The sequence below is a fragment of the Achromobacter sp. Bel genome (assembly GCF_012928505.1).
GTDB lineage: Bacteria > Pseudomonadota > Gammaproteobacteria > Burkholderiales > Burkholderiaceae_B > Achromobacter.
In genome coordinates this window covers 18,188-31,764 of record NZ_JABBJN010000008.1, presented here as the reverse complement: position 1 = coordinate 31,764, position 13,577 = coordinate 18,188, and the positions used below count along the sequence as shown (strand labels likewise).

The window sequence follows — 13,577 nt, the reverse complement described above, 5'->3', positions numbered from 1 at the left end:
TGTGCCCGTCAGCATGGCCAAGCTTTAGTCTTGGGCATGCTGATCGCGGCGGTCGCCGTGGCGTCCCTGGTTGTGCTCTACAACCTGGGCCAGACGGTCGAAGGCAGGGTCCGGCTGACGCACGCTGCGGATGCGGCTGCCTATAGCGGCGCGCTTGAGCAGGCGCGCGCGCTGAATGCCATCGCCTATGTCAACCGGACCCAGATCGCCCATCAAGTCGCCATGGCGCATCTGGTCACGCTGGCGGCGTCCGCGCAGTATGGTCGCACGTTGCAGTCGCAGCGCAACCGTGGCAATCCTCCCGTCAGCTTGATCGCGATGCTGTTCGGCCCCGACATGGGGTTGGCCTATCGGGCGGGTCAGGCGCTGCCGGACGCCGAGGCACGATTGGCGGGCGCTTTTGCGCAACATGATCGTGTCGTGTATCAGGTTCTTGAAACGGCTGCGGCGTCCGCCATGACGGAACTGCCGGCATCCCGCGACCGTGTCATGCGCAAGGTGCTTGCCGCCAATTTCTCGGAAGACGGCTCGGAAGGTGACGCCGGCGCGCAAGGGTTGAGGTTGCAGATGCTGTCGGATACCTGGCCCGGGTTCATCGAACGCAGCGCCGCCACGCGCAAATCGGGCCTGCGGCCCGCGGTTGAGCAGGCGGTGGAGCGTTATGGGTTTCTGAAGAAAAGGAACTACACGCGGCGCAATCCATGGCCGGTCAGCACGCGTTGCCCGTTCTTTCGGCATGAGCTGCGTCGTCGCGGATCGACGTGGCTCGGGCCGGATGGCCGTTGGGGGGCCTTGGACACGCAGTCGTTTCATGCGCTGCGCTCCAATCGCTGGATCGGTTGCTACTACCGGGAATACGCCATGGGCTGGGGCACCACGCAAGGCCAGAAGAGCAAGGCGCCTGAAGGCATGGAATACGTCGAAGCGCCTCCCGTTGATTTTTCGCAGGAAGATTTCTGGCGGTGGGTGGAGCAATCGACGTCGTGGGACATTTTTAGCGGCATTACGAATCCCATGGCGAATTCCTACGCGATGGCATCCGCGCAGCGATGGCCAGGCGGTGGGTTGCCCGCTTTTCGCGAGGTTGCCGCATCGCGCGTGAAAGATCCTCTGCGTTTTGCTGTCGGGGTGAGTCTTGGGGGCGCGCATCTGAAAACCACGGACGGGGACAGTGCGCTGGCGTCGCCGACCGGCCGATTCCGCTATGCCGGTGTGGGGCGGGCGGACGCTATCACGGTAACCAGCGCCGCAGAGACCTATTTCCTGCGGCCCGAACAACGCGCCGACGGGCGCGGCGAATTGGCCACGTTGTTTCGGCCTTATTGGCAAGCGCGTTTGTCCGCTGTCAATTCCCAGGAAGCTCTGCTTGCCAGGAGGTCGCCATGACGAGGATGCGGGCTAGGAAACGGCACATCGTTCGCCAGCAAGGCCAGGCCATGGTGGAAGCATTGTTGCTGTTGCCGCTGATGGCGGTAACGATCTGGGCGGTCGCCGGCATCGGCAGTCTGCAATTCTTGGCGCAGCAGATGTCCCAGGCCAGCCGCAAGGCGGTGATGTCGGGCGCGTTGGGGCAGCCGCTGGCGCCTTCGTGGGCTCGCGCGTCCACGGTACTGACGACGCAGGGCAAGACGTTGCAGGGCATCGCGCCGCTTCGGCTGAGCGCCTTGCAGGACGAATGGTTTGGTGCGGAATTGCAGTTGTTGTCGGTGCAGGCACAGGCTGCGCCGCTACGCGTCGATGCCGTGTTGGCCCCGTCGATTGCCCGCCAGACCCGGGTGGTGATTGGCGCCGGGCATGCCTATGGGGATGCCGACGCGCGTCGCCGGATCGCCAATGCGCCCACGGCTTGGCGGCAGGTGGAACGTGGCTCGTTGACGCAGGCGCGTCGGGTGGGGGCACTTGTGCAACGCATGGATGGTGCTTGGGGCAGGCCCTCGGTGTCGACGGACTGGTTGTCGGCATGGGAGGACGTGGTGCCTTCGGACCGGTTGGGCAGACGTGGAGGAAAGATCCGATGAACGCATGCAAGCTTGCCTGCTTCCGGTGGACAGGGCGCGCCTTTGGCGGTTCGTGCCGGTTGATGTTGGCTGGCGGTTTGATGGTGGGCGCCACGGCGCTGACAGCCGCCCCGGCATCGGATGATCGAGCGGGGGCGAAACCCGGTTCGTCGTTACTAAGCCGGCTGCGGTTTCCTGATGGCGCGCGCCATGTGCGACTGGCTGATCGCTTGTCGCTATATGGGCAACCGGCCGAGGTGTTTGTATTTGACGTGCCGATGAAAGTGCCGGACTTGATTCGTCACCTGTCTGGGCAGCAGCCCGGGTTGGTTGATTTGAATGTGCTGCCCGGCCAACTGATCCTTTCCGGCACGATCGGTGATGAGCAATGGGTGGCACAGATGGAGGATGCCGGTGCCGGACGCACGGTCGGCAGTATTTCGTCGCTGCGCATCCCGGCCGCGTCTCACGCATCGCGTGGGGCATTTTCCGCACCTGCTTGGTTGCCGGAAGGCTCACGGTTGCGGTTGGATTTCACCGTGATGGACGAGGGCGTCAGGGTGACTGAGCGCATCTGGCAGCATGCGTTCACGCCGGCGCGGATGGCATCCGTGGTGGACGCACGCCTATTGCGGGATGGATGGCGGCGTCAGGCCGGTGAAGGCATGGCGCAGTCTTGGGCACGGGGTACCCACCATCTGCGGATTTCAGTGATGCCCCTGGATGCCGGCAGCGGCTTGCGGGTCAGGGGTTGGGCGTCATGAGGGCGCTGATTATCCATGGCGTGCAGCGATTGCGCCGCGCGGGCGTCTATGGGCTGGCGTTGACCGCGGGCCTGGTGTCGGCGTGGGCCGTGCGCGAGCACGTGCAGCAACGCGTACAGGCGCTGGAGGCGCAAGCCCGCACGCCGGTCGTCGAACGCCTGGTCGCGGCCTATGACTTGCCTGCGGGAACCCGGTTGGAAGAGATGCATCTGGCCGTGCGTGAGATCCCCGTGCAGTGGGCGTCCAGCGCCAGTCTGGATCCCTTGGATCTGGGCAGCCTGCTCGGCGCGACCCTGGAGGCGGAAGTGGCGTACGGGGAGCCTTTGTTGAAGACGCACCTTACCTTCATCGCCCCGACGCCTGCGCTGGCGTCAAGGCTCCAGTCCGGCCAACGGGCGCTTACCGTTGCCGCGGGTGATCTCGGAGGCTTGGCCGAGATGCTGCGTGCTGGCGATCTGATCGATATCTATGTGAGTTTTTCACATCGCCAGCGCGAGCTCACCGTTCCGTTGCTGCAGGGAATGCGGGTGCTGACCGTGGGGACAGAGGCCGACTCAGACGGCGCAGGCGTGGGCAACATCACGTTGGCTGCCGATCCGGAGGAAGCGGTACGCTTTATCGCGGCCAGGCAGGCGGGCTCGCTGACCGCCATGCTGCGTCACCGCGACGATGCGGCGGCGGTGAAGGCGTCGGCCCAGACGGATCTGGCGTCGCTTGTCGGGCTGGATCCCGAGCCTGAGCCGATTCCTGGCGTGACCATCCTGTACGGGGACCGGGTGGACGCGCAAGCCCTTGTCGTGCCCGCCGGTCATACCGCGATGACCGGCTTCGAAGCGGGGCGGCCATGAGACGTATCGTATTGATCCTCGGCGCGATGGGCCTGTGCCTGTGGGCGCCCGTGGCGTGGGCCGAAATGGACGTGCTGGAGCTTCAAGTGGGCGAGACACGCGTACTGCCGCATCCCGGCGTGAAAAGAGTGGCTATCGGCAACGGGCAAGTGCTGAGCGCCGTGGCGGCGGAGGGGCGTGATGTCGTGATCTTCGCCCGCGCGGAAGGCGTGTCTTCGGTGCACGTCTGGACCGCGAAGGGGAGGACGACCGCCTATGAAATGCGAGTCGTCGCCGCAGGCGCGCCGCGTTTACGCGCGGAGGTCGAGGCCTTGCTTGCCCGCATCCCGGGCGCGCGCAGTACAAGCGTGGGCGAACGCATTCTGATCGAAGGCGATGATTTGTCCGACGACGACCGCTCCCGTATCGCCGCCTTGGCTGAACGGTACCCCGCAGTGCTGGACTTCACCGGACAGGTGGGCTGGGACCGCATGGTGTTGCTGGACGTGCAGGTGGTCGAGATCCCCACCTCCAGGCTGCGCGAATTCGGCGTGCGCTGGGATGGCATGACGCAAGGGGGAATGAACGCGGGCCTGGCCTGGGACGCCGGGGCGCTGGGCCGGATGACCCGGCCGGGCGAGTCGGTGATCGAGACCGCAGGGCCGGTATCGTCGGCTGCGGGCTATTTCGGCGTGAATGCGCTCTTGTCCGCCCGAATCGCCGCGCTGGCGCAAACCGGCGAAGCCGTGATGTTGGCCCAACCGCAACTGCTGGCGCGCAGCGGCTCCAGCGCGACCTTCCTGGCAGGCGGGGAAGTGCCATATGTGTCGACAGATTCGCGCGGCAATCCCACGACCTTGTTCAAACCGTATGGCGTATCGCTCAACATTACACCGCGCATCGACCGCAACGGAGTCATCCGCTCGTTGATCGAGGTGGAGGCCAGTTCGGTGGATGCCTCGCTTAGCGTGGCGGGGGGGCCCGCGTTGCGCACGCGGCGCGCGTCCACCGAATTCAACGTGCGGTCGGGCAACACGCTCGTCATCGGCGGTTTTCTGTCGCGAGAGCAAGGGCAGGAGGTCAACGGGCTGCCGTGGCTGCAGAACATTCCCATTCTGGGCGCCTTGTTTGCATCGCGCCGCTATCAGCAGCGCGAAACCGAATTGGCGATTTTCGTTACCCCCAAGATCGTGTCGCAAAGCGAACCCGCGATGGCGGACCGGATTCGGCGGGGGCGGGAGGTGCTGGATTCGACGTTTCCGGAGCCGCCTCGTTTGGGCACCGCGGTGCCGTCGGCGGCAGGCGGTTGGGATCCTTATTCGGGCGCCGGTTCCCAATGGGCTGCCCGCGACGACGTGGCTCGAACCCTTCTTCGGGAGTAAGGCGATGCTTGAGATTGAGATGACTTTCGAGGATGCGGGCGTTCGCCGCCTGGCGGCCGCGGCGCCGGTATTGATCGGGCGGAGCGCACAGTGCGGTCTGCGCATCGCGAACTGGCGGGTCGGCAGACAGCACGCCCGCCTATTGCGCGAGGATGCCGATATTGTCCTGGAGGACCTGGGCACGTTGGGCGGCACGATGGTGAACGGTGCCCGGGTGGTGCGTCATGCGCCCGTACTGCCGGATGACGACATCCTGATCGGCCCTTGCCGCTTGAGGGTGCAATGGGCATCGCCGGCATCGCCGGCATCGGCGCCGATGGCCGATGCTCAGGCTCATGCGGCCCTTCTGCCTGTCGCGGCCAAGCATTCGTCCGCCGCGGTCTCTTCGCGCGAGGCAAGGGTGGCGCAGCCGGTGGCGCCCCAACGGCTTCAAGAACGGCGGCGATTGCACGCGGCGCTGCTGGACGGTTTGGACCTGCGCCGACGTGATGTGGCGGGCATGAGCGATGGCTCGTTGCGTGCGGAAGCGGAACGCCTGCTGACCCAGATCGTCGCCACGGATCCCGATTTGTCGTCCGATGTGGACAGGGCGGCCTTATGCCGCGAGGTGCTGGATGAGGCCGTCGGCCTGGGCCCGCTGGAACCCTTGCTGGCGGCGTCGGACATTACCGAAATCATGGTGAACCGCTACGACGAGATCTACGTCGAACGCGCCGGGCGGTTATGGCGGCATCCCGCAGCGTTCACTAGCGAGCAATCCGTGCGTTGGGTGATCGAACGCATCGTGACACCGCTGGGCAGGCGCATCGACGAGAGCTCGCCCATGGTCGATGCCCGGTTGCCGGACGGATCGCGCGTACACGCCATCATCCCGCCTGTCGCCATGAAAGGGGCAAGCCTGACTATCCGCAAGTTTCCGCAGCGCCGGCCCAAGATGGCCGACCTGATCTCGGCGTCTTCGCTAAGCGACGGCATGGCGCAGTTCCTTGCGGTATGTGTCCGGATGCGCAAGAGCCTGGTGGTGTCCGGTGGAACCGGATCCGGCAAGACGACGCTGTTGAACATCCTTTCAAACGAGATTCCGGACGGTGAGCGCGTCGTCACTATCGAAGACGCGGCGGAGTTGCGGCTGAACCATGATCATCTGGTGGCACTGGAGGCGCGGCCCGCCAACCAGGAGGGCAGAGGACATATCGATATTCGCGAATTGGTGCGCAATGCGCTGCGTATGCGGCCCGACCGCATTGTCGTCGGTGAGTGCCGGGGGGCCGAAGCTTTTGACATGTTGACGGCCATGAACACCGGGCATGAAGGCTCGTTGACGACGCTGCATGCGAATTCTCCCCGGGATGCCCTTGGCCGGCTGGAGTCCATGATCCTGATGGCAGGCCTGGATCTGCCCTTGTCGGCTGTGCGCGAGCATATTGCCGCCAGCGTGGATCTGGTGGTGCAACAAGCCCGGCTGGCGGACGGGCGGCGTGTGGTGATGTCGATCGTCGAAGTCGCGGGCATGGAAAGCGGGCGCATCCAGCTGCTGGAATTGTTCCGGTACGACCGCGCGGCAGGATTTCTGGGGTGCGGCGCCTTGCCCGGTTTCGCGCGGGAATGGAGCGATGAAGGCGTGCCGCTGGACCCCGCCTGGTTTGCGGAGAGCGGCGGCGCCCGTCCAGGCCCGGCGAACGTTGCACAGGGCTTGCCATGATCTGGTTGGCGGGGGCGGGCGCGATGTGTTGCGTGGCGATTCTTGCCTGGCATGCCCAGGGCTGGTTCGCGCCCGCATTGCGCCGGTATCGGGAGTTCTATACCCAGGATGCGGGCGTTCGCCTGAGCGAGGTGTTCCTGTTCATCGATCCGGCGCAGCTCTGGGCCACCGCCGTCGCGTGCGCCGTGCTTGCGGCGGGACTGGCGCTGTCCGTGACGGGAAGCGTCGTCGTCGCCGCCCTGTCTGCAGGGCTGGCGTCGCGCGTGCCGCGCTGGACGGTCGACCGGTTGCGACGCAGGCGGGCGGACCGCTTCGAACAGCAACTGCCGATGGCATTGTTGATGCTGGCTTCGGCGTTGCGTGCTGGCGTAGCGCTGGCGACCGGTTTGCGGCACATCGTGGAGCAGAGCGGCGCACCGTTGGCGCAAGAGTTCGGCCTGATGCTGCGCGAGCAGCGCATGGGCGTGCCGTGGGATGCCGCGCTAGAGAACCTGCACGCCCGGATGCCGGCGGATTCCACATCGCTGGTGGTCGCCGCCATGCGGATTGCCGCGCAGACGGGCGGCAATCTGGCCGAGGCGCTGGAGAGCATTGCACAGACCTTGCGGGCGCAATTGCAGTTGCAGGCGAAGCTGCGGGCGCTGACGTCCCAGGGGCGCCTGCAAGCCTGGATCGTCGGCGCGCTGCCCTTGCTGCTGCTGGCCGTGCTGGACCGGCTGGAGCCGGAGATCATGGGGCTGTTGTGGCATACCCCGATGGGGTGGGGCGTGCTGGCCATTATCGCGGTGCTGGAAACGGCGGGAGTGGTGCTGATCCGGCGCATCATCCGGATCGACCTTTGATTCGGTGGCGATGGAGCCCAGGGGTGGATAGGAGAGGGAGGCCGCGATGTGGTTGCAATTGAGCATGTTGACGACGGCATTGGGCGCCGGCGGACTGGCGTGGTTTGCGCTGCGCCCGTTGTTGCGGAACAAGCAGGATGCTGACGCCTCGTTGCCGTGGTGGTGGCGAGCCGCCTGGCCCTGGGTGTCGGTGGTCGCCCCGTGGGTGGGGCCGCTGTGTTCCTGGCGCTTGCGCATCCGGCTGACGCGGGCGATCGAGCAAGCCGCGTTGCCGGCCGGCGTGGGCTACGCCCACATGGCGGCGTTGTGCGCAAGCGCCGCCGTTGGGGCAGGGAGCCTTGCCGCGGCCGTTCTGGCGGTTGCCGATCCTGCGCCGTCCGCCTGGGCACCTTGGATGGTCGCGGCGTCCGTGGCGGCCGGCGTGGCTCCCGCGCTGTGGTTGCGCGGCCTGGGCGACAAGCGCCGTCGCAGCATCGAAAGGGATTTGCCCTTTGTATTCGACATGATGACGCTGTGCGTGGAGGCGGGGTTGAGCGTGCAGGGCGCCCTGCAACTGGCGGCGCAAAGCGGGCCGCGCGGTGCGTTGCGAGACGGCTTGGCGGACGCGTTGGCGGAGATGCGGGCAGGAGTCTCAAGAACCGCGGCGATCAAGGCATTGGCCGACCGCTGCAACAGCCCGTTAGCGCGGAATTGGGCCGCGGCCTTGGCGCAGGCGGAATCGCTGGGCATCAGCCTGGGGCCGGTGCTGCGCGCCCAGGCCGCGCAATGCCGCAGCGACCGCCATGTCCGGGCGGAGCAATTGGCCATGCAGGCGCCGGTGAAGATGCTGCTGCCGCTGATCGGGTGCATATTTCCCTGCACATTCATCGTGCTGGCGTTCCCGATCGCCATCCAACTGCTCCAAAGCGTGCAATGAACCGCCGCCCGTCGTTGCCGGTAGACCGTTTGAGGCTTGTGCGAGTGTCGACCTGGTGCGGTCGGATGCGTGGCTTGCTTGGGCGCCGGCCGCCCGGGTGGCGGTCCGGCATGCTGCTGATGCCCTGCGCCAGCGTGCATACCTTCGGTATGCGCTACGCCATCGATGTGGCGTTCGTGTCGCGGGAAATGCGGGTGATCGGGGTGCGCAGGGCGTTGGCGCCCTGCCGCATTGCCTTATGCTTCGGCGCTGTGGCCGTTGTCGAGATGCGAGCTGGCGCGATCGATGCCGAACACGGAGGTATAGGCAGGATAGAAGCTGCAATACAGAACGCCGCCCGCCGCGATGTTGAACGGGATCTGCAACGTGCCGGCGAACTGGGGCGACAGGCCCATCGTGACCAGCAGGCCCGCGCACAGGTCGATGAACAGAAACACCAGGGCCCAGGTGGCGCCATACACCAGGAAGGGCCATTTGTTGCGCCAGCAGGCAATGCCCGAGAAGAACAGGGCTTGGATCAGGCGCAGACCGTGCCAGGCCACCAGCACCGGTGCATGCCAGAACAAGGCTGCGATCACGACATAGATGATCGCGAAAATGGTCAGCGGCACGCGCATGGCCATCAGGATGGGGTCCAGCGAGCGCTCGACGGAAGCGATCCGGTAGGCTTCCGCCATCGAATCCATGAACGGCAGGAAGGTCAGCAGGCCGGCCACCATGCTCAGGCCCGCATACAGCAGGCCCATCAGGAACAGCTTCCTGAACACCCCGGGCTGCTTGAGGGGTTTGCCCCACATGGACGGCAGCATGACGCGGTCGGCATCCACGTGCTTGCACGCCGAAAGCGTCATGAGGGTGATGATGGGCATGAGCGCCACGACCAGAATCGGTCCGACGGGAGGCGTCGCGCTGGCGAAGACGACCAAAAGGCTGATGAACATGGCCCAGGTGAACATGGCCAGAGGTTGCTTGCGGAACAGACGGAAGCCGTCTCGAACCCAATGCCAGCCGGATGTCGCGGGTAGGAATGCTGCTTGCATGGCTCTCTAAAGGGGTGATCTCTCAAAAGGGACGCGCTAACCCCATTATGGGGGGCATAACGGTTACGGCAATATTGGCAAGCCCGGGCGGTGGCGTGCTTGCAACACTCTTTCGAAGTGCCGCGGGTCGTGGGGCTTGAGTGTCTGGGCCGGCCGGGGCAGGAAGTAGTCGTACAGGCGGGATATCCAGAAGCGCAGCGCGGCGCCGCGCAGCATCACTGGCCAGACCTCGCGTTCGGCGTCCGTGAACGGGCGTACGCGGGCGTAGGCGGCCAGCCAGGATTGCACCAGTTCGGGGACGAATTCGCCGGTGTCGCGGTCGATGCACCAGTCGTTGACGCTGACCGCCACGTCGAACAGCCACGTGTCGCAGCCGGCGAAATAGAAGTCGATGATGCCGCCCATGAGTGGGTCTTCGAATGTACCGGCGAACAGCACATTGTCCCGGAAGAGGTCGCAATGGGCCGGGCCGGTCTGCAATGCCTGCCAGGCGGGCGTGGCTGCCGCGGCTTGCTGGGCGGCCAGTTCGGACTGGAGCAATCCGGCTTGGCCGGCATCCAGGAAAGGCATGACCTTGGGCGATGTTTCCAGCCACCAGGACAGGCCGCGCAGATTGGGCTGGTGGATCGGGAAGTCCTGGGCGGCCAGGTGGGCGCGCGCCAGGGTGGCGCCGGCCAGGGCGCAATGGGCGGCGCCCGGAGCGGGTTCGTAGCCGCCCGGCAGGCGCGAAACGATGGCGCAGGGCTTGTCGTGCAGCGTCGTCAGGCGGGTGCCGTCCCGCAGGTTCTGGGGCTGCGGCACCGGGATGCCGCGTTGGGCCAGGTGGTACATCAGTTCGATGTAGAACGGCAGTTGGGCGTGCGTCAGGACTTCGAACAGGGTCAGGACGTATTCGCCGCGCGTCGTGTACAGGAAGTAGTTGGTGTTCTCGATACCGGCCGTAATCCCTCGAAGCGAGACCAGCTCGCCCAGGTCGAATTGCGCCAGGAGGGCGCGCGCGTCGTCGTCGGATACGGGAGTGAATACGGCCATTGATATAGAGGGGGCAAGGGGGTTAACGGACGCTCGACCATGCCGGTACGGCGGCGGCGGCGCAATTTTAGACCACATAGCGGGCGGGGTTACGATGATTGGCTACCGGCGGGCGCACGCCTCTGCCGGACATAATGCCGGTAAGCTCGTAAAATACCGCATCCCCTTGTTTTGTAGAGTGATTCTTGGACTCCCCCGACTGGCGGCTGTGCGTCGCCCCGATGATTGACGTGACCGATCGCCATTGCCGCTATTTCCATCGGCTGCTGGCGCCTCGCGCACGCTTGTATACGGAAATGATCACCACGGGCGCGCTGCTGCACGGCAGCGTATCGCGTCATCTGGATTTCGACGAAGCCGAGCATCCGGTGGCCCTGCAACTGGGCGGCAGCGAACCGGACGCGCTGGCGCAGGCCGCTAAGCTTGGTCGCCAGTGGGGCTACGACGAGATCAACCTGAACTGCGGCTGCCCGTCAGAGCGCGTGCAGAAGGGCGCGTTCGGCGCCTGTCTGATGGCGGAACCGGCACTGGTGGCGGACTGCATGAAAGCCATGCAGGATGCCGTGGACATGCCCGTCACCGTCAAGCACCGCCTGGGTCTGGACTACGAGGAATCCTACGCGTTCGTCCGGGATTTCGTTGGCAAGATCTACGACACGGGATGCCGGGTTTTCATCGCCCATGCCCGCAACGCGGTGCTCAAGGGCTTGACGCCCAAGGACAATCGCGAAATCCCGCCGTTGCGCTATGACGTGGTCAAGCAGTTGAAGCTGGACTTCCCGGATTGCACGTTCGTGCTGAACGGCGGTCTTGCCGATGCCGATCAATCTGTCCGCGCCGCGGACGAGTTCGATGGCGTGATGCTGGGCCGTGCGGCCTGGCATACGCCGCGCGTGCTGTCAGAGGTGTCGTTGCAGCTGTGGCCGTCCGTGCGGCTGCCCAGTGACGCGCAAGTGGTGGACGCCATGACCGAATACGCGGCGCGCCAAGTCGCCAAGGGCGTACCGTTGCGCGTGATGACGCGGCCGCTACTGGGCCTGGTGAACGGGCAATCGGGCGCGCGCCGCTGGCGCCGCATGCTGTCGGATCCGGCGCTGCTTGCCGCGAATAACCCCGAATTGATCTACGACGCCTGGCGCAGCCAACGGCAGGCGCCGGAAATGCGTGGCGCCGCGTTTGAAGCGGCGCCGGCAGGGGTATAAGGGCCAGAAGGGGATAAGCTCCGCCGCGGCGGGTGCCGCGCAGGCTGGCCAGGGAAGGATCAGGACTTGGCCGGTTCGGCGCTTTCCGTGGGCCAATCGCGGATGTAGGCCTTCAGCATGTTGTTTTCGAACTGCTGGGCGGCCACGATGGCCTGGGCCATGTCGTAGAACGAAATCACGCCCATGAGCGTCGGACCGTCCATGACCGGGATGTAGCGCGCGTGTTTTTCCAGCATCAGGCGCTGTACTTCGTCGGCGCTGGTGTTGGGCGACACGCTGACCGGCGCGTCATCCATGATGGAACGGATGGTGGTTTCTCCGGCGCCGCCATGGGCGTGCATGTGCCGGATGATCTCGCGGAACGTGAGCATGCCGGTCAGGGTGCCGAACTCCATGATCACGAGCGATCCTATGTCCTGCTCACTCATGGTTTGCACGGCCTGGGACACAGGCATGTCCGGCGACGCCGTATAGAGCGTATGGCCCTTGACGCGCAAAATTTCGCTGACCTTCAACATCGGTTCCTCCTGGGCGGACTACGCCCGAATGCATTTGCTAATTCTTGTTCGCTTCCAATTGCAATATTGGAGCGACGCTATTTTCGGTATTCTGCGCTTCTCCGCACAGTTCTTCCAGCGTAGGCGTATTTTGCTGGGAAATCACGGCTGAAGCGACTCGCAATATCTCGGGGTCGCGGCGGACGCGAGGCTGATTGCGGTCCAGCAGGAAATGGTCCACGACGGGCGCCATTGACGTGTCGCGCGCGTCGCAGGTCAATACCCAGTTGTCTTCGGGGGTGCGGGTCGCCAGGCCCATCGTGTTCAGGGTTTCCAGCACCTCGTTCAATTCGTCCTGATGCAGGCGCAGTTGCGAGGCCAGCTCGTTCGCGGGCAGGCCGGGAGGTTTGGCGGATTGCACGCGGCGCAGGGCGCGCAACGCGTCCAGGGCGTCGACGAACTGTGCGCCGGGGTAGCGGTTGATTTCCCAGCGGCCCAGCCGGATCAGCGGGGCGCTTGAGGCCAGCGTGGCGCCCAGCAACACCGCCAGCCAGGACAGGTAGATCCACAGCAGGAAGATCGGCAGGGTGGCAAACGCCCCGTAGATGATGGTGTAGGTGGGGAACCGGGTCAGGTAGTACGCAAATCCCGATTTCATGATTTCCAGGACGATGGCCGTCACGCAGCCGCCCACCAGCGCGTCGCGCCACAGCACTTCGCGGTTGGGCACCACGACGAACAGGGCGGCAAAGCCCAACGCGGTCAGGAGCAGGGGGATGAAGGAAATCGCGACACTGACGATTTCGGGCACGTCCGCCACTAGTCCCAGCGATTCGCGCGCCACGAAAGAGGTGGCCCACAGGCTGGCGCCGGCCAGGACCGGCCCCAGCGTGATGATGGCCCAGTACACCAGCGCCCGTTGCGGCAAGGGGCGCTGCCGCGAGACGTGCCAGATGTCGTTGAACGCCTGGTCGATCGTCATGATCAGCAGCAGCGACGTCACCAGCAGGAATGCGCCGCCGATCGCGGTCAGGCGCGATGCCTGGCGCGCGAACTGGTTCAGGTATTCCATGATGTTGTCCGAGACGGACGGCGGCATCAGACTGTTGGTCAGGAAGTCTTCCAGGGCGACCCGGAACTCCTGGAACACCGGAAACGCGGTGAACAACGACAGCACCACGGCCAGCATGGGCACGATGGCCAGCACCGTGGTGAAAGTGAGGCTGGAGGCGACCTGCAGCAGCTTTTCTTCGTTGGCGCGCTGTGCGGTGAACCGGAAGACGCGTCCGGCCCGCGCGGCCCATGAAGAGCGCGAGGTCGAGGGCTCGGTGGCCGCCGGCGTAGCGGCGGCAGGCTCGGCGGGGCGATTCATCAGG

General features: G+C 65.4%; 14 protein-coding genes. 9 read left to right on the top strand and 5 right to left on the bottom strand.

Translation table 11 applies throughout. The features are described from left to right. Positions 1–24 precede the first annotated feature (24 nt). Complete coding sequence (locus HG262_RS30970) at positions 25–213, bottom strand: hypothetical protein (protein WP_248293275.1); 189 nt, start codon at positions 211–213, stop codon at positions 25–27. Between the two features lie 9 nt (positions 214–222). Here HG262_RS30970 and HG262_RS07380 point away from each other — a divergent pair, with 9 nt between their 5' ends. Genes HG262_RS07380 through HG262_RS07345 form a run of 8 tightly spaced genes read left to right on the top strand, consistent with a single transcriptional unit; the run spans position 223 to position 8,430 of the window. Further along, on the top strand, positions 223–1,386 hold the full coding sequence (locus HG262_RS07380; RefSeq protein WP_248293274.1) for a hypothetical protein: 1,164 nt from the start codon (positions 223–225) through the stop codon (positions 1,384–1,386). After that, a complete protein-coding gene (locus HG262_RS07375) occupies positions 1,383–2,018 on the top strand; it encodes a pilus assembly protein (RefSeq protein WP_169270404.1) in 636 nt (211 codons plus the stop codon). The genes HG262_RS07380 and HG262_RS07375 overlap by 4 nt, the downstream gene beginning before the upstream one ends. Continuing rightward, positions 2,015–2,761, top strand: coding sequence for a hypothetical protein (locus HG262_RS07370; protein WP_169270403.1), 747 nt, complete (start codon positions 2,015–2,017; stop codon positions 2,759–2,761). Before HG262_RS07375 ends, HG262_RS07370 begins: the two co-directional genes overlap by 4 nt. Next, positions 2,758–3,609 (top strand): Flp pilus assembly protein CpaB, encoded by an 852-nt coding sequence (cpaB, locus tag HG262_RS07365; RefSeq protein ID WP_169270402.1) that lies wholly within the window; start codon positions 2,758–2,760, stop codon positions 3,607–3,609. Before HG262_RS07370 ends, cpaB begins: the two co-directional genes overlap by 4 nt. 26 nt (positions 3,610–3,635) lie before the next feature. Next, the gene (locus tag HG262_RS07360) at positions 3,636–4,970 is read left to right on the top strand and encodes a pilus assembly protein N-terminal domain-containing protein (RefSeq protein ID WP_248293282.1); all 1,335 of its coding nucleotides are present in this window, start codon (positions 3,636–3,638) and stop codon (positions 4,968–4,970) included. A 4-nt stretch (positions 4,971–4,974) separates the two neighbouring features. Continuing rightward, complete coding sequence (locus tag HG262_RS07355) at positions 4,975–6,672, top strand: ATPase, T2SS/T4P/T4SS family (protein ID WP_169270400.1); 1,698 nt, start codon at positions 4,975–4,977, stop codon at positions 6,670–6,672. Then, complete coding sequence (locus HG262_RS07350) at positions 6,669–7,514, top strand: type II secretion system F family protein (protein ID WP_169270399.1); 846 nt, start codon at positions 6,669–6,671, stop codon at positions 7,512–7,514. The genes HG262_RS07355 and HG262_RS07350 overlap by 4 nt, the downstream gene beginning before the upstream one ends. 46 nt (positions 7,515–7,560) lie before the next feature. After that, positions 7,561–8,430, top strand: a complete 870-nt coding sequence (locus HG262_RS07345) for a type II secretion system F family protein (protein WP_169270398.1) — start codon at positions 7,561–7,563, stop codon at positions 8,428–8,430. Positions 8,431–8,666: 236 nt separating this feature from the next. Here the strand turns inward: HG262_RS07345 and HG262_RS30965 are convergent, their stop codons facing one another. Both HG262_RS30965 and HG262_RS07335 read right to left on the bottom strand, forming a co-directional pair. After that, on the bottom strand, positions 8,667–9,470 hold the full coding sequence (locus HG262_RS30965; RefSeq protein WP_248293273.1) for a BPSS1780 family membrane protein: 804 nt from the start codon (positions 9,468–9,470) through the stop codon (positions 8,667–8,669). Positions 9,471–9,533: 63 nt separating this feature from the next. Continuing rightward, positions 9,534–10,502 carry a homoserine kinase gene (locus tag HG262_RS07335; RefSeq protein WP_169270396.1) on the bottom strand — a complete coding sequence of 323 codons (969 nt, stop codon included), beginning with the start codon at positions 10,500–10,502 and terminating at the stop codon, positions 9,534–9,536. Positions 10,503–10,687: 185 nt separating this feature from the next. Between HG262_RS07335 and dusA the strand changes: the two genes are divergently transcribed. Beyond that, positions 10,688–11,704, top strand: a complete 1,017-nt coding sequence (gene dusA / locus HG262_RS07330) for a tRNA dihydrouridine(20/20a) synthase DusA (protein WP_169270395.1) — start codon at positions 10,688–10,690, stop codon at positions 11,702–11,704. A 59-nt stretch (positions 11,705–11,763) separates the two neighbouring features. On the opposite strand, the gene HG262_RS07325 is transcribed toward dusA, so the two are convergent. Continuing rightward, complete coding sequence (locus HG262_RS07325; RefSeq protein WP_169270394.1) at positions 11,764–12,222, bottom strand: CBS domain-containing protein; 459 nt, start codon at positions 12,220–12,222, stop codon at positions 11,764–11,766. A 37-nt stretch (positions 12,223–12,259) separates the two neighbouring features. Beyond that, the gene (locus tag HG262_RS07320; protein ID WP_169270393.1) at positions 12,260–13,573 is read right to left on the bottom strand and encodes a YihY family inner membrane protein; all 1,314 of its coding nucleotides are present in this window, start codon (positions 13,571–13,573) and stop codon (positions 12,260–12,262) included. Between the last annotated feature and the right edge of the window lie 4 nt (positions 13,574–13,577).

Bases quoted from the DNA above. Each gene is read 5' to 3' on its own strand.
- HG262_RS30970 (WP_248293275.1), bottom strand. From the start codon at position 213: ATGGGCGATCTGGGTCCGGTTGACATAGGCGATGGCATTCAGCGCGCG.
- HG262_RS07380 (WP_248293274.1), top strand. From the start codon at position 223: ATGGCGCATCTGGTCACGCTGGCGGCGTCCGCGCAGTATGGTCGCACG.
- HG262_RS07375 (WP_169270404.1), top strand. From the start codon at position 1,383: ATGACGAGGATGCGGGCTAGGAAACGGCACATCGTTCGCCAGCAAGGC.
- HG262_RS07370 (WP_169270403.1), top strand. From the start codon at position 2,015: ATGAACGCATGCAAGCTTGCCTGCTTCCGGTGGACAGGGCGCGCCTTT.
- cpaB (WP_169270402.1), top strand. From the start codon at position 2,758: ATGAGGGCGCTGATTATCCATGGCGTGCAGCGATTGCGCCGCGCGGGC.
- HG262_RS07360 (WP_248293282.1), top strand. From the start codon at position 3,636: ATGGGCCTGTGCCTGTGGGCGCCCGTGGCGTGGGCCGAAATGGACGTG.
- HG262_RS07355 (WP_169270400.1), top strand. From the start codon at position 4,975: ATGCTTGAGATTGAGATGACTTTCGAGGATGCGGGCGTTCGCCGCCTG.
- HG262_RS07350 (WP_169270399.1), top strand. From the start codon at position 6,669: ATGATCTGGTTGGCGGGGGCGGGCGCGATGTGTTGCGTGGCGATTCTT.
- HG262_RS07345 (WP_169270398.1), top strand. From the start codon at position 7,561: ATGTGGTTGCAATTGAGCATGTTGACGACGGCATTGGGCGCCGGCGGA.
- HG262_RS30965 (WP_248293273.1), bottom strand. From the start codon at position 9,470: ATGCAAGCAGCATTCCTACCCGCGACATCCGGCTGGCATTGGGTTCGA.
- HG262_RS07335 (WP_169270396.1), bottom strand. From the start codon at position 10,502: ATGGCCGTATTCACTCCCGTATCCGACGACGACGCGCGCGCCCTCCTG.
- HG262_RS07325 (WP_169270394.1), bottom strand. From the start codon at position 12,222: ATGTTGAAGGTCAGCGAAATTTTGCGCGTCAAGGGCCATACGCTCTAT.
- HG262_RS07320 (WP_169270393.1), bottom strand. From the start codon at position 13,573: ATGAATCGCCCCGCCGAGCCTGCCGCCGCTACGCCGGCGGCCACCGAG.